The organism is Microbacterium sp. B19(2022), assembly GCF_012030385.1.
GTDB classification, from domain to species: domain Bacteria; phylum Actinomycetota; class Actinomycetes; order Actinomycetales; family Microbacteriaceae; genus Microbacterium; species Microbacterium oxydans_B.
Window position 1 is genome coordinate 132,691 of the sequence record NZ_JAAUVO010000002.1, and the last position, 14,483, is coordinate 147,173.

General features: G+C 69.0%; 17 protein-coding genes. 10 read left to right on the top strand and 7 right to left on the bottom strand.

Annotated features, from left to right (window positions below; translation table 11 throughout):
• Positions 1–124 precede the first annotated feature (124 nt).
• From HCX50_RS02330 to HCX50_RS02350, 5 genes are all read right to left on the bottom strand, one after another.
• A complete protein-coding gene (locus HCX50_RS02330) occupies positions 125–1,045 on the bottom strand; it encodes a carbohydrate ABC transporter permease (RefSeq protein ID WP_167632864.1) in 921 nt (306 codons plus the stop codon).
• Entirely contained in the window at positions 1,042–2,019 is a 978-nt protein-coding gene (locus tag HCX50_RS02335; RefSeq protein ID WP_205828735.1) for a carbohydrate ABC transporter permease, read from the bottom strand. Before HCX50_RS02335 ends, HCX50_RS02330 begins: the two co-directional genes overlap by 4 nt.
• 90 nt (positions 2,020–2,109) lie before the next feature.
• Entirely contained in the window at positions 2,110–3,426 is a 1,317-nt protein-coding gene (locus HCX50_RS02340; protein ID WP_167632865.1) for an ABC transporter substrate-binding protein, read from the bottom strand.
• Between the two features lie 191 nt (positions 3,427–3,617).
• Positions 3,618–4,439 (bottom strand): MOSC domain-containing protein, encoded by an 822-nt coding sequence (locus HCX50_RS02345; RefSeq protein ID WP_167632866.1) that lies wholly within the window; start codon positions 4,437–4,439, stop codon positions 3,618–3,620.
• Between the two features lie 128 nt (positions 4,440–4,567).
• The gene (locus HCX50_RS02350) at positions 4,568–4,753 is read right to left on the bottom strand and encodes a DUF3073 domain-containing protein (RefSeq protein ID WP_029263716.1); all 186 of its coding nucleotides are present in this window, start codon (positions 4,751–4,753) and stop codon (positions 4,568–4,570) included.
• 147 nt (positions 4,754–4,900) lie between these two features.
• Here HCX50_RS02350 and HCX50_RS02355 point away from each other — a divergent pair, with 147 nt between their 5' ends.
• The gene (locus HCX50_RS02355; protein WP_091033267.1) at positions 4,901–5,446 is read left to right on the top strand and encodes a universal stress protein; all 546 of its coding nucleotides are present in this window, start codon (positions 4,901–4,903) and stop codon (positions 5,444–5,446) included.
• Positions 5,447–5,505: 59 nt separating this feature from the next.
• Here the strand turns inward: HCX50_RS02355 and HCX50_RS02360 are convergent, their stop codons facing one another.
• Together HCX50_RS02360 and HCX50_RS02365 are read right to left on the bottom strand one after the other, a co-directional pair.
• Entirely contained in the window at positions 5,506–6,132 is a 627-nt protein-coding gene (locus HCX50_RS02360; RefSeq protein WP_167632867.1) for a PadR family transcriptional regulator, read from the bottom strand.
• Positions 6,129–6,968, bottom strand: coding sequence for a DUF4097 family beta strand repeat-containing protein (locus HCX50_RS02365; protein ID WP_091032539.1), 840 nt, complete (start codon positions 6,966–6,968; stop codon positions 6,129–6,131). The genes HCX50_RS02360 and HCX50_RS02365 overlap by 4 nt, the downstream gene beginning before the upstream one ends.
• A gap of 205 nt (positions 6,969–7,173) precedes the next feature.
• On the opposite strand from HCX50_RS02365, the gene HCX50_RS02370 reads away from it, so the two are divergent.
• From HCX50_RS02370 to HCX50_RS02410, 9 genes are all read left to right on the top strand, one after another.
• A complete protein-coding gene (locus HCX50_RS02370) occupies positions 7,174–7,836 on the top strand; it encodes a GntR family transcriptional regulator (RefSeq protein WP_308162074.1) in 663 nt (220 codons plus the stop codon).
• Positions 7,837–7,902: 66 nt separating this feature from the next.
• Complete coding sequence (locus HCX50_RS02375) at positions 7,903–8,676, top strand: MBL fold metallo-hydrolase (RefSeq protein ID WP_091032536.1); 774 nt, start codon at positions 7,903–7,905, stop codon at positions 8,674–8,676.
• 27 nt (positions 8,677–8,703) lie between these two features.
• Positions 8,704–9,489, top strand: a complete 786-nt coding sequence (locus HCX50_RS02380) for an NAD-dependent epimerase/dehydratase family protein (RefSeq protein ID WP_091033260.1) — start codon at positions 8,704–8,706, stop codon at positions 9,487–9,489.
• Positions 9,486–10,475 carry an NAD(P)-dependent oxidoreductase gene (locus HCX50_RS02385; RefSeq protein WP_167632868.1) on the top strand — a complete coding sequence of 330 codons (990 nt, stop codon included), beginning with the start codon at positions 9,486–9,488 and terminating at the stop codon, positions 10,473–10,475. The genes HCX50_RS02380 and HCX50_RS02385 overlap by 4 nt, the downstream gene beginning before the upstream one ends.
• Positions 10,472–11,278, top strand: a complete 807-nt coding sequence (locus HCX50_RS02390) for a hydroxypyruvate isomerase family protein (protein WP_167632869.1) — start codon at positions 10,472–10,474, stop codon at positions 11,276–11,278. Before HCX50_RS02385 ends, HCX50_RS02390 begins: the two co-directional genes overlap by 4 nt.
• On the top strand, positions 11,275–11,943 hold the full coding sequence (locus HCX50_RS02395; RefSeq protein WP_167632870.1) for a hypothetical protein: 669 nt from the start codon (positions 11,275–11,277) through the stop codon (positions 11,941–11,943). The genes HCX50_RS02390 and HCX50_RS02395 overlap by 4 nt, the downstream gene beginning before the upstream one ends.
• Positions 11,940–13,166 (top strand): 3-oxo-tetronate kinase, encoded by a 1,227-nt coding sequence (gene otnK / locus HCX50_RS02400; RefSeq protein WP_167632871.1) that lies wholly within the window; start codon positions 11,940–11,942, stop codon positions 13,164–13,166. The genes HCX50_RS02395 and otnK overlap by 4 nt, the downstream gene beginning before the upstream one ends.
• On the top strand, positions 13,163–13,801 hold the full coding sequence (locus HCX50_RS02405) for a class II aldolase/adducin family protein (protein ID WP_167632872.1): 639 nt from the start codon (positions 13,163–13,165) through the stop codon (positions 13,799–13,801). Before otnK ends, HCX50_RS02405 begins: the two co-directional genes overlap by 4 nt.
• Positions 13,798–14,475 carry a substrate-binding domain-containing protein gene (locus tag HCX50_RS02410; RefSeq protein ID WP_167632873.1) on the top strand — a complete coding sequence of 226 codons (678 nt, stop codon included), beginning with the start codon at positions 13,798–13,800 and terminating at the stop codon, positions 14,473–14,475. Before HCX50_RS02405 ends, HCX50_RS02410 begins: the two co-directional genes overlap by 4 nt.
• Positions 14,476–14,483 lie beyond the last annotated feature (8 nt).

A 14,483-nucleotide genomic window follows, 5' to 3' on the forward strand; every position in this document is an offset into this window, starting at 1 on the left:
GCCCGTGCGCTCGGCAGTAACCCGTGCACTCGCGAGCTTCCGTGCGCTCGCACACGAAGAAGTCCGCCCTCGGCGCAGTGCCGAGGGCGGACGGGAGAGGGCGGACGGGCGTGGCGGAGGGGGCTCAGCCCTTCACGGCGCCGGCGGCGAGGCCGGAACGCCAGTACTTCTGCAGGGCGAAGAACAGCAGCACGAGCGGGATGACTCCGAGCAGGGCGCCGAGCATGACAGCCCCCTTGTCCGGCGCGAAGTAGCTCACCATGCCGTAGAGGCCGAGGGTCACGGGCTTCAGGTCCTGACTCGAGATCATCATGAGCGGCAGCAGGAAGTTGTTCCACGTCGCCACGAAGATGAACAGGAAGATCGTCACCATCGCGGGGCCGAGCAGGCGCATCACGATCGTGAAGAAGATGCGTGCCTCGCCGGCGCCGTCGATGCGGGCGGCCTCCAACAACTCGGTCGGCACCGACGACTGTGCGTAGACCATGCCGAGGAAGACGCCGAACGGAGACACGGCCGAGGGGATGATGATCGCCCACATCGTGTTCGTGAGCCCCAGGGCCTGGAACTCGATGTACAGCGGCACCGTCAGCAGGGCCACGGGGAGCAGGAGCCCGGCCATGATCACCCCGACCGCGATCTTCTTGCCGGGGAACGCGAACTTCGCGATCGCGTAGCCGGCCATCACGGCGAACAGGGTGCCGATGACGCCCGCGCTCACGGAGTACAGCATCGAGTTTCCGACCCACCGCCAGAACAGGCCCTGGGTCCAGTTCATCAGGCTGTCGTAGTTGGTGTCGAGGTTCCAGTCGGCGAACCAGAAGCCGAAGGTCGACGTGAGGTCGGTGTTGTTCTTCGTCGACGCGACGATCAACCAGTACACCGGCACGAGGAAGTAGAGCGTCGCCACGACCAGCGCGATGATGCCGAACACCCGCGTGAGCGGGCTCGGTGCGATCGAGGGCGGCGGAGCATCCACGTCGGGCGCACGGCGGGGACGTCGACGCGTGGATGACTCGGTTGTGATGAGGCGCGTGGTGGTCATGCGTCGCCCTTTCGTCGCTGCAGCAGCGCGTACACGATCGCGAGCACTCCGGCGATCAGAGCCATGAGCAGGGAGTAAGCGGATGCCGGGCCGCTGCCGGATGGCGAGATCTCGCCCATCATCGTGTTGTAGGTGAGCATCATGGGGGTGAAGTCCTTGCCCATCCACGAGTTCGCGGCCTGCAGCACGACCGGCTCGTTGAAGAGCTGAATGGTGCCGATGATCGAGAGCAGCACGGCGAGCAGAGCCGCACCCCGCACCAGGGGCACCTTGATGCGCATCGAGATCTGGAAACCGGATGCTCCGTCGAGGCGGGCGGCCTCGTACAGGTCACGGGGCACGGCCTGCAGCGCCGAGAGGAAGATGAGCATGTTGTAGCCCGTGTAGGTCCAGGTGGTCATGTTCGCCATCGAGAAGAGGATCGTCCCGGGTGCCATGAAGTCGGTGCCCTCGGGGAGGAACGGCAGGAAGGGCGACACCTCCGGCGTGTAGAGGTAGAGCCACATCATGGCCGCGATGATGCCGGGGACCGCGTAGGGGAGAAAGAAGGAGAGCCGGAAGAGCGTCGGGCGGCGCACGATGAACGAGTCCAGCAGAAGGGCGAGTCCGAGGGCGACGACGATCATCACCGGGATCTGCAACGCGGCGTAGAGGACGACGCGTCCCATCCCGGTCCAGAAGGCCCCGTTGGTAGCGGCCATGACGAAGTTCTCGAGACCGACGAACGTGTCGACGAGCTCGCCGCCGCCGTACAGCCCGTCGCCGGACGGCACCTGCGCAAAGAACGAGGATCGGATCGACACGAGGATCGGCACCAGGAAGACCACGACGAAAAGCACGGCGAACGGCGCCATGAACAGCCATCCCGTGAGGCCTTCGCGTCGGGTCCCGAACCGGCGTCGGCGGGCGGGATCCGTCGGGATGCGCGGTGTCGGCGCCGGCGCCGCATCTCGCGTTTCGGTCACTGTGACCATGGTGTCGCCTCTCGATGTCAAGACGACGGCGGAGTGCACGATTGCGCGTGCACTCCGCCGTCGATCATCCGATGATGCCTTCTCGTGCGATCACTTCGCGACCGGGAGCCCGAGGTCCTCCAGCGAGGCGACCGCCGTCTCCTGGGCCGTGGTGAAGATGTCGGCGACCGATGCGGTGCCGGCGACGGCCGCTGCGGCGGTCTCGTTCATCTTCGATAGCGTCGAGAAGCCCGGTGCGTACGGGAAGTCCGGGTTCAGGTTCTCGGTCGCCGTGCCGAGCTCGGCGAGCACATCCTGACCGCCGAACTGGCGCAGCATCTTCTCGGGGGTCTCCACATCGCCCTTGGCGGCGACGACGAGGCCCTGCGACGCGAGGTCGTCGACCTGGGTGTTGAACCAGTCGTTGAACTCCATGGCTTCGGCGGGGTACTTGCAGCCCTTCATCACCGAGACGCCGGAACCGCCGTCGGGGCCGCTCAGGGCACCGGCGCCGAAGTCGGGGAGCTGGGCGACGCGCCACTGGCCCTCGGCCGGTGTGCCGTCGAGCGAGTCGAGGAGGAATCCAGCCTCCCACGCCGCTCCGACGTGGCCGATGAGGCTGCCGTCGTTGAGCGCAGCGGTGAAGCCTTCGCCCCAGCGCTCGGTGGCGAGAGTCTGCTTGCCGTCGAGCAGCCCCTGCCAGAACGCGGCCACGCGCTCGGAGCCGGCGCCCTCGGCGTCGACCTTCCACTCGTCGCCGGCGGTGCCGAACCAGGTGTCGCCGGCCGCTGCCGACTGGGCGGAGAGCCAGTTCTGCGCCTCATCGGGCGTGAAGGCGGTGACGTACTTGCCGGCGGCCGCTGCCGTGGCGGAGTCGGTCGTGAGGTCGTCGAGCGTCTTCGGCGCGTCGAGGCCCAGTGCCGTGAACTCGGTCTCGTTGTAGAAGTACACGAGGGGTCCGGTGTCCTGCGGGAGGCCGACGATGGCGTCGCCGACCTTCATGCCGCTGAAGGCTCCGGCGGAGAAGTCGTCTTCGTACTTCTTGGCCTCGTCCGCGACGTCCTGCAGCAGTCCCTTGACGAACAGCTGCGGTACCTCCGAGTAGCCGGTCTGCGCGAGGCAGGGGCCGTTGCCGGCCTTCACGTCGGTCTCGAGCTTGAGGATCATGTCGCTCGACTTGCCGTCGAACTTCGTGGCCTTCACCTGGATGTCGGGGTGGTCGGCGTTCCACCGGTCGACGATCTCCGACGCGGGGGTCATGCCCTCGCCGTCGGGGAGACGGTGCAGGTATTCGATCGTGATGGGTTCGCCGCCGCCGGCGCCGCTGTCGCCGGAATCGCCGGTCGAGCAGGCTGCGAGGCCGAAGGCCGACACCGCGCCGACCGCGACGATCGCGGCTGTGCGGGTGAAGCGAGGGGTGATTGCCATGCTGTTCTCCTCTTTGAGGTCATGTTCTGCGGATCGCCCTGGGCGGGGGCCTGACGCCGAGGCGTCATCGATCACATGCACATCAAATCAGAAAATGTTTGCGCTCACAAGCCTGGGCCAGCCAGGACTGAGCCGAAACTGAGTCGGTCTAAGGGAGCGCTGACATTCCGATGCGCGGGCGTCGACGACGGTCAGTGCGCGTGGACCTCGTCGTCGACGCGGATCACGCCGCCACCCTGCCTGACGCCGTCGTCCGAACGCTCCCACCCGGGAAGCAGGAGCCGTCCGAGGGTCGGCTCCTGCTGTGCGAGTGCTCCGGTGAGGGTGGTGAGCACCTTGGCGTCCCGCACCCCGGTGTCGGGGTTCGCGTGGGTCGCGAGACAGCGCACGATGGGACCGGCCGCCCGGAAGTACAGGTCTCCGATGCGCACCTCGCCGCTCCAGTCGAGCTCGCTCCAGGGGCCGATGTCGTCGATCACGACGTTGGAGCGGAATCGTCGGTCATCGACGCGCATCCCGAGGGCGTCGCCCAGCGCCTGAACGCTGCTTCGGCTGTGCACCGACACATAGCCCCGGGGGCGATCCTGGAACCGGGAAGTCTCGCCGTCCCCGACGAGCACGAGCGGGAGGCGGCCGGGTCGTCGGAGACGACGACCATCGGGGGTGCCGAGGACGAAGTCGGTGACGGCCTCCACCAGCTCGCTGCGCCCGTCGTCATCGATCGCCGCCTCCACGAGGACGCCGTCGCCGTGCTCGATGCGGATTCGCCGCGTCTCGTCGTCGTAGCTCGTGCGCAACGCGGCGAGTGCGGGGAAGTCCTGCAGTGAGAGTCCCTGGGACTTCGGCCAGTAGTCGAGGCCGTCTCGGTCCTCGGGCTCCGTGGCGTCCGAGAAGCGGAACGCCAGGACGCGGTCGCCGGCGACCCTGCCGTCCGGCTGCACGGTCAATGCATCGCGATGCTCGGGAGTGAACCCTTTGATCGGGTGGCGGTACAGTGCGACGACGCGGGCCATGAGGAGATCCTCTCAGCTGCCGACGCCCACTCATGACGGATGAGGATCCGGCGTCTCTACGGGGATCCTCATCCGGACACGACGAAACACCCGCACGTGGTGCGGGTGTTTCGGAGTAGAGAGGGCGGTTAGGCCTTCTCTAGCTCGTCCTCGTCTTCGTCTTCATACTCATCGGCCCACTTGTCGACATAGGCGTCTTCGTCGGTCGGGTGAGCCAGCTCGCGCTCGAGCGCGGAGTAGTTCACCGACGGACTGTACGCCTTGAGTTCGCGGGCGATCTTGGTGTGTTTCGCCTTCTGACGGCCACGGCCCATGCGCGAGACCCCCTCACGAGTTAAGCTGCGGGCGGTGAGGCCCGAGGCATTCACGACACCGGCGAGAAGCCGGTAAGAGTAGCATTCAGAATAGCACGCGGGGAAGACGCTCTGGCCGAGGCCAGACTGGTGAAGGGAACGATCTTCATGACCGACAACACCTCCACTCCATCCGATGAGGCCGCACAGAACGTGGCGCTGCAGAAAGCCGTCATCGTCGGCATGCAGTTGGACCAGGATCCCCATGTGATCCACGAAGCGGTTCGGTATGCGCGGCTGCTCGGTGTGCCGCTCGTCGTGGCGCACGTGGACGTCACGCGATTCGTCACCTATGAGGATCCGGACGGCTACGTGCACTCGGCACCGATCGACATCAACTTCGACGCGGGCGCCGCGGAGTTCGAAGCGGTCGAGGCTGCTGCCGCGAAGCTGCTGGCGGGGACGGACGTCACATGGACGGCGCGTCAGCTCGTCGGCGATCCGGCGCTGGCGATCAAGCAGCTCGCCAACAAGCTCGATGCGCAGCTCATCGTCGTCGGCACGCGCAAGCGCGGCATCGGGGAGTCGATCCGCGAGTTCTTCACGGGCTCGGTCGCGGCGCGGCTCGCGCACCGGCAGCACCGCTCCATCCTGGTCGTCCCGCTCGGCGAGTCGGTGCCCGACGAGCAGAAGGAGATCTGGCCGGAGTCCTAGAGGACGCGGCACATGCAGAGGGCCCCGTCGGCGTTTCGTCGACGGGGCCCTCTGCGTGTTCAGGACTCGGAGCTGCTCAGCGAGACGGTGACTCCGCGGGCCGCGTTGTCGAGTGCATCCTCCAGCTCGGTGACGACCGACGGAGACAGCGTGCCGCCCTTCGCGAGGTGGGTGCGGAGGTCGGTGCGGACCCGCGCCCGGAAGGCATTGATGACGGCATCCGCTCGGTGCATCTCTTCTCGGCTGACGAGCCGGGAGTCGTCGGTCGCCGTGCGGGGGCGGTTCTTGGCCGCCGTGCGCTCGCCCTTCTCTGCGGCAGCGAGATCGGCACGGAGGCTCTTCATCGCGTCCTGGACGCTCTGTCGCACCTCGCTCGCGATCAGCCGCACCGAATCGGTGAGCCCTGCCTCGATGCCGGCCAGGTCTCCCTCGCGCGACGCGAGCTCGGCTCGACCGGCCTCGGTGATCGCATAGATCGTGGTGCGGCCGTCGACGGTCTTCGTGACCAGCCCCTCCTCCTCGAGCTTCGCGAGGCGGGGATAGATGGTGCCGGCGCTGGGCGTATACGTGCCGCCGGTACGGTCGGTCAGCGACTGGATGATGCCGTAGCCGTGCTGTGGCGCCTCGGCGAGGAGCGACAGCAGGTACAGGCGCAGGTCGCCGTGGGAGAAGACGGCGGGGCTCATGCTTCCCACTCCTCGTCTTCCGTGATCGAGGCCGGCGTGCGACGGAGGACGGTGACGCCGCCCGAGACGGAGTTCGCGCGCAGGTCGACGAATCGTCCCGAGAGCTCGCCCTTCGTGCCGTTGTAGTTGCTGGGACCGGTCGAGCTGCGCTCGACGCCGTCGATCAGCAGTCGACCGCTCAGTGTGCGGACGACGTAGTTCGCGGCCAGCGACTCGTCGAGGCGCACGGTGGTGCCGCCGGAGACGGAGTTGATGTTGATGGTGTTCACATCTCCCGCGGCATCCACGAGCGTCGAGCCCGAGACGATGTCGACGGTCGCCTTGCGGATGGCGCCCGTGACGGCCACGTCGCCCGAGACGCTGTTCGCGCTGATCGAGCCGGTGAGGCCGCGCACCTGCACGTCGCCCGAGACCGAGTTGACGGTGAGGTCGCCGATCAGGGTGTCGACGATGATGTCGCCGGAGACGGTGTTGAGGCGGGCGTCATTGCGGAGCCCCGAGACGAGGGCGCCGGCGCTGACGACGCCGAGGTTCAGGGCGATCGCGCGGGGGACCGCGACGCTCACCTCGGCGCGGGGGCCGCCGGAGCCGAAGTTGCGGAAGACCTCGAGGAAGTTGTCCCAGCCCAGCTGCGGGTGGTCGATCTCGACCTCGCCGTCGTGGGACTCGATGCGGAGGTCTTTGTTGGTGACGCCGTGCACCTCGATGCGGATGCCCGGTTCGTCGTGGGCGATGATGTCCACCTGTCCGCCGACGAGGCCCACCTTGAGGCGGGTGACGGACTCGATGTCGATGACGCGTTCCTCGCCGGGGGCGATGAGCCACTTCTCGGTCATGTGTGCTTCTCCTGTGTGTAGGGTCACGATATATCGTGTGTGGCCACTGTAACACGATATATCTCGATGTTGTCAACCCTCCGTGCGAAGTTCGGATGCAACCGTCATGTGAGAGGGGGTGGTCGCCGCAGGGGCCGCGCGTCCGTCCAGGCCCCGTGGTGGTCGACCGGTAGTCTTCGACGGAAGGACTTCGAGGGGAGAAGACGTGGCCGGGCGATCGACGAAGCAGCCCATCGCCGACCGAATGTACGAGGTGCTGCTGCATCAGTTCATGTCGGGAGAGCGGGCGGCAGGGCAGAGCCTGAACATCGGAGCCCTGTCGCGTGAACTGGACGTCAGTCAGACCCCCCTGCGTGAGGCGCTCGCGCGCCTGGAGCACACCGGACTCGTCCAGCGCGAGGCTTTGCGGGGCTACCAGGTGGCCCCGGTCATGACGCGCGAAGAGGTGGAGCAGCTGGGGGAGGCCCGCGTGCTGCTGGAGCCCCGCCTCGCGTACGAGGCCGCTCTGCGCACGACGCCCGAGTTCCTGGAGGGGCTGCGTGAGGCCGTCGAGGACTTCCGCCGCTCGGCCGATGTCGCCGACACCGAGACCGAGGGCTTCGACCTCTACTGGCGCAGCGACGCACGATTCCACATGATGATCGCGGCGCAGTCCGGCAACGCCTTCCTGGAGTTGTCGTACGCCGCGCTCGGTGGGCAGATCCAGCGGTTCCGACTGTTCTCGAAGTTCGGACGCACGGGGGCCGTCAGTGCGGCGCCGGAGCACGACGCTGTCTACGAGGCGATCAAGGCCGGCGACGCGGACGGCGCGGCCGAGGCGATGCGCCACCACATCATCGGTGCGACCGAGAGGCTTCTCGAGGGCTGATCGGCCTGTCGGTCCCCCCAGTTCTGCGCTATACTATTTTTTGTGATGGCGCAGAATGAGGGACCCATGTCGACGCCGACGACCGGATCAGCGGGATCGTCGGGATACGTCGCGCGTCCACTCGTCGAGGGCTTCCCCGGAAAGTCGAGCTCGCACGGGGCCTTCGGCTGGAGCAGTCTGTGGCTGCTCGACGACGGCGTGCACCGCGTGCTCATCGACGCAGGCCAGCCCGCGTACATCCCCCTCATCCACACCGGCCTCGCACGCCTGGGGCTGACGACGGATGACGTGACCGACGTGCTGCTGACCCATATGCACTGGGATCACGTCTCGAACTTCCCGATGTTCGCCCACGCGACCACGTGGGTCAGCGAGAAGGAGCTGCGCTGGGCGGCGGATCAGCCCGCCGGCACGCCGTTCATCCCCGACCTGCACGTGCAGGAGCTCCTCCGTCGCACCGACCGTGTCGAGCGCATGACCGCAGGGCAAGAGGTGCTTCCCGGCATCCACGCCATCGACAGCGCGGGTCACACCCCGCACCACCTCGCCTTCTACCTCGACCGTGCGGAGGAGAAGCGTGTGTTCGCGGGCGACGCCGTGAAGAACGTGTATGAGCTCGCCTCGGGGCGGGTCGATTCCACGCTGGACGCCGAGGCCAGTGCCGTGACGATCGCCGCGATGCGCTCGCTGCTGACCGATACCGGGGCGACGCTCGTGCCCGGACACGATGTGGAGCTGCACTGGGACGGACGCACCGCGCTGCGCCGGCATCCGCAGCGGGCGGAGATCGGGTTCTTCGCCGACGCGTCGACGGGTGAAGAGGACCGCAGCATCGGCTGAGCGCCGATGCTGCCGGAGAGGATGACGATGACGACAGTGCTGTACACCGGCGGGACCGGACGGATGGGTCGGGTGATCCGCGAAGGACTCGCCTCCCGCTACGACCGCGTCGTGCTGTTCGCGCGCTCCGACGCCGACGAGCCTCTGTTCCCCGGGGAGCAGGTCGTGATCGGCGACCTCGGCGACCTCGACGCCCTCACCGCGGCTGCCGAAGGTGTGGACGTCATCGTGCACCTCGGCGGCATCGCCGACGAGGCCTCGTACGACAGCATCCGCACGGTCAACATCGACGGGACCTACCACGTCTACGAAGCCGCGCGACGGGCCGGTGTGCGCCGCGTCGTCTACGCCAGCTCCAACCACGTCGTCGGCTTCCACCCCGCCAGCGAGGTCTTGGACGAGAGTGCGCCGCTGCGCCCCGACACCTTCTACGGGGTGTCGAAGGCATTCGGCGAAGCGATCGCCAGCCTGTACCACGACAAGTGGGGCGTCGAGTCGGTGCTCGTGCGCATCGGCACCTTCCGTCCGGCGCCCGAAGACAGACGTCAGCTCGGCCTCTGGCTCAGCTGGCGCGACGGCATCGAACTGTTCCGTTGCGCGATCGAGAGCGCTCCCGTGGGCTGCCAGGTCGTCTACGGCTGCTCGGCGAACACCGAACGCTGGTGGAACGGCGACGCGGGCTGGGCGGCCATCGGCTACGTGCCCCGCGACGACGCGGCCGACCACACCGACGCGGTGGACTTCAGCGCCCCCGCACCCACCTTGCACGGCGGCGCATTCGCCGCCCCCGACTACGAAGGAGGGATCTGGTGACGAAGACCGATTCCCACGACGTGCTGATCACCACCGCATTCCTCGAGCCCGGCGACGAGGTCGATCGGATGCTGCGCGAGGCCGGCCTCACGACGCGGCACGAGCCCGAGCTAGCCCTGCTGGACGCCGACGACCGGGCCGGCGCACTTGCCGGAGCCCGCGCCATCATCGCCGGCACGCGGCCGCTGGGTGAGGAGGAGTTCGCGCTCGCCCCCGCACTGCAGATCGTCGTACGCACCGGCGTCGGGTACGACAGCGTCGATGTGAAAGCCGCGACCGCGTGCCAGGTGCCCGTGTGCGTCACCCCCGGCGCCAACCGACAGGCCGTCGCCGAGCACGTCTTCGCGCTGGCGCTGGCCTGCGCCCGCCGCATCCCCGAGAACGTGAGCAACCTGGCCGCGGGCACGTGGCAGCAACTCACCGGACGAGAGCTGCAGGGGTCGACCCTCGGGATCCTCGGCCTGGGCTCGATCGGCAAGGCGGTGGCGACGATCGCCGCGGGCTTCGGAATGCACATCGTCGCGTACGACCCGTACTTCGATGAGGACTTCGCCGCGGCCCACGGCATCCGTCGTCTCGATCTGGACGACCTGCTGCGCGAGGCCGACTTCGTGACCCTGCACCTCTTCCTCGACGAATCCACGCGGAACCTCATCGACGCCGCCCGGTTGGCGATGATGAAGAGCGATGCGGTGCTCATCAACACCGCACGCGGGGGAATCGTCGACGAGGACGCGCTGGTGGACGCGGTGCGAGAGGGCCGCCTCGGCGCCGCCGCGCTCGACGTCTTCGCGGACGAACCTCTGAGCGCGTCGAGCCCGCTCCTGCACACCCCCGGGATCCTCGCCACGACGCACGTCGCCGGTGCGACCCGGGAGGCACGCGGCGAATCGGGCCGGATGGCGGCCCGCAACGTGATCGCCGCCCTCAGCGGCGCGGCCCCGGAGTTCGTGGTCAATCCCGACTACGACGCGGTGTCCGCATGATCATCGAGACGTCGTCGGGGCCGGTGCGCCTCGCGGCCAACCTGAAGTGGATGTTCACCGAGGTGCCGTTCGTCGAGCGGTTCGACGCGGCGGCCGAGGCCGGGTTCACCGCGGTGGAGTTCGCGTCGCCGTATGAGCTCGCGCCGACCGAGGTGCGGCGTCTTCTGGACGATGCGGGCCTGACGCAGATCCTCATCAACACCCCCGCCGGTGCAGCGGGCTCGCCCACCGCCTCGGGCGCGGCGTACGTGCCCGGAGCGGAGCAGGAGTTCCGCGACGGCGTGCTGCGCGCGCTGGAGTTCGCGGACGTCTTGGGCGCCGGCGTCGTGCATGCGATGGCCGGCATCAAGCCGGCGGATGCCGACGCGGACGCGGCGTTCGCGACGTACGTGTCGAACATCTCCTGGGCCGCCGAACAGGCGCGCGGGACGGGTGTGCGCCTGGCGCTGGAGGCGATCAACAAGCGCGATCAGCCCGGCTACGGCCTGGCATCGATGGAGACCGCGGCGACGGTCGCGAAGGAGGTCGACCCCGAGGTCGTCGGCGTCCTGTTCGACGTCTACCACGCGCAGGTCGACCGCGGGAACCTCATCGAACGGTTCGAGCAGCTGCGTCCTGTGGTCGCGCACGTGCAGATTGCCGACAACCCCGGCCGCGGCGAACCCGGCACGGGCGAGATCGCCTACGAGCGCGTGCTCGCCCGGATCGCGCAGAGCGGCTATCCCGGGTGGATCGGCTGCGAGTACGCCCCCGTCGCGGGCACCCGTGACGGACTCTCCTGGATCGAGAGGACCATCCGATGACCGACCCGAAGATCGCGCTCATCAGTGCCACCCCACTGGCGATCGCCCCGGCCGCGACGGCCATCACGGCTGCCCTTCCCACGGCGACCGTGTGGAACCTGCTCGACGATCGTCTGCTCGCCGACGCGCACGTCGAGGGGGGCATCACCGCGCCGCTGGCCGCTCGCATGGACAGCCTCATCGAGCTCGCTCTGGCGGGCGGAGCGGACGGCGTGCTGCTCACCTGCTCGCAGTTCGGGATCCGCGCCGACCGGCGTGATCGTGAGGCCGACGGCGTCACCGTGCTGTCGGCAGACGGTCCGCTGTTCGCCGAGGCCGTCGCGGCCGCCCCCGCGCGGGTGCTGCTGGTCGCGTCGCTCGCGTCGTCCGCGAGCGACAGCACGGCGCGGCTGACCGACGCCTTCGTCCAGAGCGGATCATCGGCGCACGTGCACCCGCTCGTGGTCCCGGCCGCGGCTGTGCCGCTGGCTGCGCCGGACCTGATCGATGCCCTCGCCACCGCGATCGCCGACGTCGACGAGCCCTACGACCTGATCGTGCTCGCGCAGTATTCGCTCGCCGCCGCCGCTGCGTCTCTCGCGGACCGCTTCGGCGTGACCGTCCTCGACGGGCCCGCCGCTGCTGCGCGCCAGTTGACCGCGGCGCTGCAGGAGGGGCCCCGATGATCGGCGTCATCGCCGACGACGTGACCGGGGCCACGGATGTCGCCGCGGCGCTGCGACGTGCGGGTCTGCGCACCCTCCTCGCGCTCGGCACGGACATCGACGACACCGCGGTCTCGGCCGACGCCATCGTCATCGGCCTGAAGACGCGCTCCCTTCCCGCCGCAGAGGCCGTCGCACAGAGCCTCGCCGCGCTCGCGGTGCTGCGACAGCGGGGAGCCGACCGCATCTACGTCAAGTACTGCTCGACCTTCGACTCCACCGCCGAGGGGAACATCGGACCGGTTACCGAGGCGGTCGCCCGCGAGCTCGGTGTCGACCTGGTCGTGACGACTCCTGCCGCACCGCTGCACGGGCGCACCGTGTACCGCGGGCACCTCTTCGTCGGCGACACCCTGCTCGCGGAGACCCACATGCGTGATCACCCCGTGACGCCCATGCGCGACTCGTCGGTGCTGCGGCTGCTCGCGGCGCAGAGCGCGGAAGCGGTCGCGACGCTGCCCCTGGATGTGGTGCAGCAGGGTGCCGACGCGGTCCGCGAGGCCCTGGGCCGCGCCCGCGCAGAGGGCGCACTCCAGGTGGTGGCGGATGCCGTCACCGATGCCGACCTCGCCATCCTCGCCGAGGCCGTCGACGGCGACGCGCTCGTCGCCGGATCCGCCGGACTCGTCGGAGCGATCGCGCTGCGGGAGACGGCGAGCGGCACCGCAGCGCCCGTGCCGCCTCCAGGGCGCACCGCGATCATCGCGGGCAGCTGCTCCCGGCGCACCCTCGAGCAGATCGACCGCTTCGTCGCCTCTGGAAGCCCCGCCTTCCGCATCGCGGCCGAACCCGGCGACACCGCCGAGCAGCTCGCCGCACGCGCCGTGGAGTGGTGGGACCGCCAGCCCGACGATACCGCCGCTCTCCTCTACTCCTCCAGCCCCGCCTCGGAACGTCGCGACGACGTGCCGGGTGCCGGCGAGCTGTACGAGCGGACGGCGGGTCTCATCGCCGCCCAGCTGTCGGATCGCGGGGTGAAACGCCTGCTCATCGCCGGGGGCGAGACATCGGGCGAGGTCATCCGCGCGCTCGGCACCACCGTCGCCGTCGTGGGGGAGGAAGTCGCGCCGGGTGCGCCGTGGATCCACGACGAGCGGCGTGACGTGCATCTGATCCTCAAATCGGGGAACTTCGGCGATGAGGATCTGTTCGTGGATGTCGCTCGGCAGGGGGTCGCCGCATGAGCGCCGCCGCCCGCCGCGCGATCGAGCGTGTCGCGCACTCCATCCATCGCCGTGGCCTCACCCACGGCCGCACCGGGAACCTCGCGGTGCGGGACGGCGATCACGTCCTGCTCACCCCGACGGGTGTCAGCCTCGCCGACATCGAGGCGGACCAGCTGTCGGTGGTGGCTCTCGACGGCACGCACCTCGAGGGCCCGAAGCCGACCAAGGAGGCGTTCCTGCACGTCGCGATGCTGCGGGTGCGTCCTGACCTGAACGCGGTCGTGCACACCCATTCGGTCTACGCGGCCGCCGTGTCGTGCCTGGCCGACGTCGACCCGGATGCTCCGATCCCGCCCCTCACCGCCTACTACGGCATGCGCGTTGGGGCGCTGCGGATGCTTCCCTACTTCGCTCCGGGCGATCCTGCCGCGACCGCCGCCGTGGAAGAGGCGGCGCGCGTCACTCACGCTCTGCTGCTGCGCAACCACGGACCCGTCGTCGCCGGCGCCGACCTGGATTCGGCGGTCGACGCCCTGGAAGAGCTCGAGCACACCGCGCAGCTGTTCTTCGTCACCCGCGGTCTGGCCACAGCCCCGCTCACCCCTGCGCAGCTGCACGAGTTCGCGGCGCCCTCCGAAAGGTCTCCCTCATGATCACCCTGTACAGCGGCCTCGTCGTGAAGAAGCCCCTCGTCGAGCAGATCATCCCGGCGTTCGAGAGCGCCACGGGCACCCGCGTCGACGCGACGTTCGAGCCCACGACCGTTCTGCTCGACCGCATCGCCGCGGGGGAGCGCCCCGACCTGGTGCTCGGGGTCTCGTCGTCGGTGACCGACCTCGCCGAACAGGGGCTGGTGGACCCTGCCCAGGTCGCCGAGATCGCGGTCTCGTCCGTGGGCTTCGCGCGGCTCGAGGGGGCGCCCGTGCCGACCGACGATTCGGCGGCGGCCTTCCTCGACTATCTGCTCGCGGCCCGTGCGGTCGCATACACGCTGAGCGGGGCGAGTGGAGTGCACTTCATGAAGGTGCTTCGGGAGCGCGGTCTTCTCGAGCGCATCGACGAGCGGGCTGTTCGCTGCGAGTCGGGTCTCACCGTGGAAGCGCTGCTCGACGGCCGGGCGGATGTCGCGGTCCAGCAGGTCAGCGAGCTGCGTTCCGTCGTCGGCCCGCAGATCGTCGAACCGATCCCGCACGAACTGCAGTCCTATGGACGGTTCGCGATCGGCGCGCGCCCCGGAGCCGGGGACGACGCGGCGCGATTCGTCACCCTCCTGACCGAGAAGTCGACGCAGGACGCGTTCGCCGCGTTCGGGCTGTCGCGTCCCTGACCCCCTAC

Excerpts from the sequence above, each read along its gene's own strand:
- HCX50_RS02330 (WP_167632864.1), bottom strand. The coding sequence starts at position 1,045 with ATGACCACCACGCGCCTCATCACAACCGAGTCATCCACGCGTCGACGT.
- HCX50_RS02335 (WP_205828735.1), bottom strand. The coding sequence starts at position 2,019 with ATGGTCACAGTGACCGAAACGCGAGATGCGGCGCCGGCGCCGACACCG.
- HCX50_RS02340 (WP_167632865.1), bottom strand. The coding sequence starts at position 3,426 with ATGGCAATCACCCCTCGCTTCACCCGCACAGCCGCGATCGTCGCGGTC.
- HCX50_RS02345 (WP_167632866.1), bottom strand. The coding sequence starts at position 4,439 with ATGGCCCGCGTCGTCGCACTGTACCGCCACCCGATCAAAGGGTTCACT.
- HCX50_RS02350 (WP_029263716.1), bottom strand. The coding sequence starts at position 4,753 with ATGGGCCGTGGCCGTCAGAAGGCGAAACACACCAAGATCGCCCGCGAA.
- HCX50_RS02355 (WP_091033267.1), top strand. The coding sequence starts at position 4,901 with ATGACCGACAACACCTCCACTCCATCCGATGAGGCCGCACAGAACGTG.
- HCX50_RS02360 (WP_167632867.1), bottom strand. The coding sequence starts at position 6,132 with ATGAGCCCCGCCGTCTTCTCCCACGGCGACCTGCGCCTGTACCTGCTG.
- HCX50_RS02365 (WP_091032539.1), bottom strand. The coding sequence starts at position 6,968 with ATGACCGAGAAGTGGCTCATCGCCCCCGGCGAGGAACGCGTCATCGAC.
- HCX50_RS02375 (WP_091032536.1), top strand. The coding sequence starts at position 7,903 with ATGTCGACGCCGACGACCGGATCAGCGGGATCGTCGGGATACGTCGCG.
- HCX50_RS02380 (WP_091033260.1), top strand. The coding sequence starts at position 8,704 with ATGACGACAGTGCTGTACACCGGCGGGACCGGACGGATGGGTCGGGTG.
- HCX50_RS02390 (WP_167632869.1), top strand. The coding sequence starts at position 10,472 with ATGATCATCGAGACGTCGTCGGGGCCGGTGCGCCTCGCGGCCAACCTG.
- HCX50_RS02395 (WP_167632870.1), top strand. The coding sequence starts at position 11,275 with ATGACCGACCCGAAGATCGCGCTCATCAGTGCCACCCCACTGGCGATC.
- otnK (WP_167632871.1), top strand. The coding sequence starts at position 11,940 with ATGATCGGCGTCATCGCCGACGACGTGACCGGGGCCACGGATGTCGCC.
- HCX50_RS02405 (WP_167632872.1), top strand. The coding sequence starts at position 13,163 with ATGAGCGCCGCCGCCCGCCGCGCGATCGAGCGTGTCGCGCACTCCATC.
- HCX50_RS02410 (WP_167632873.1), top strand. The coding sequence starts at position 13,798 with ATGATCACCCTGTACAGCGGCCTCGTCGTGAAGAAGCCCCTCGTCGAG.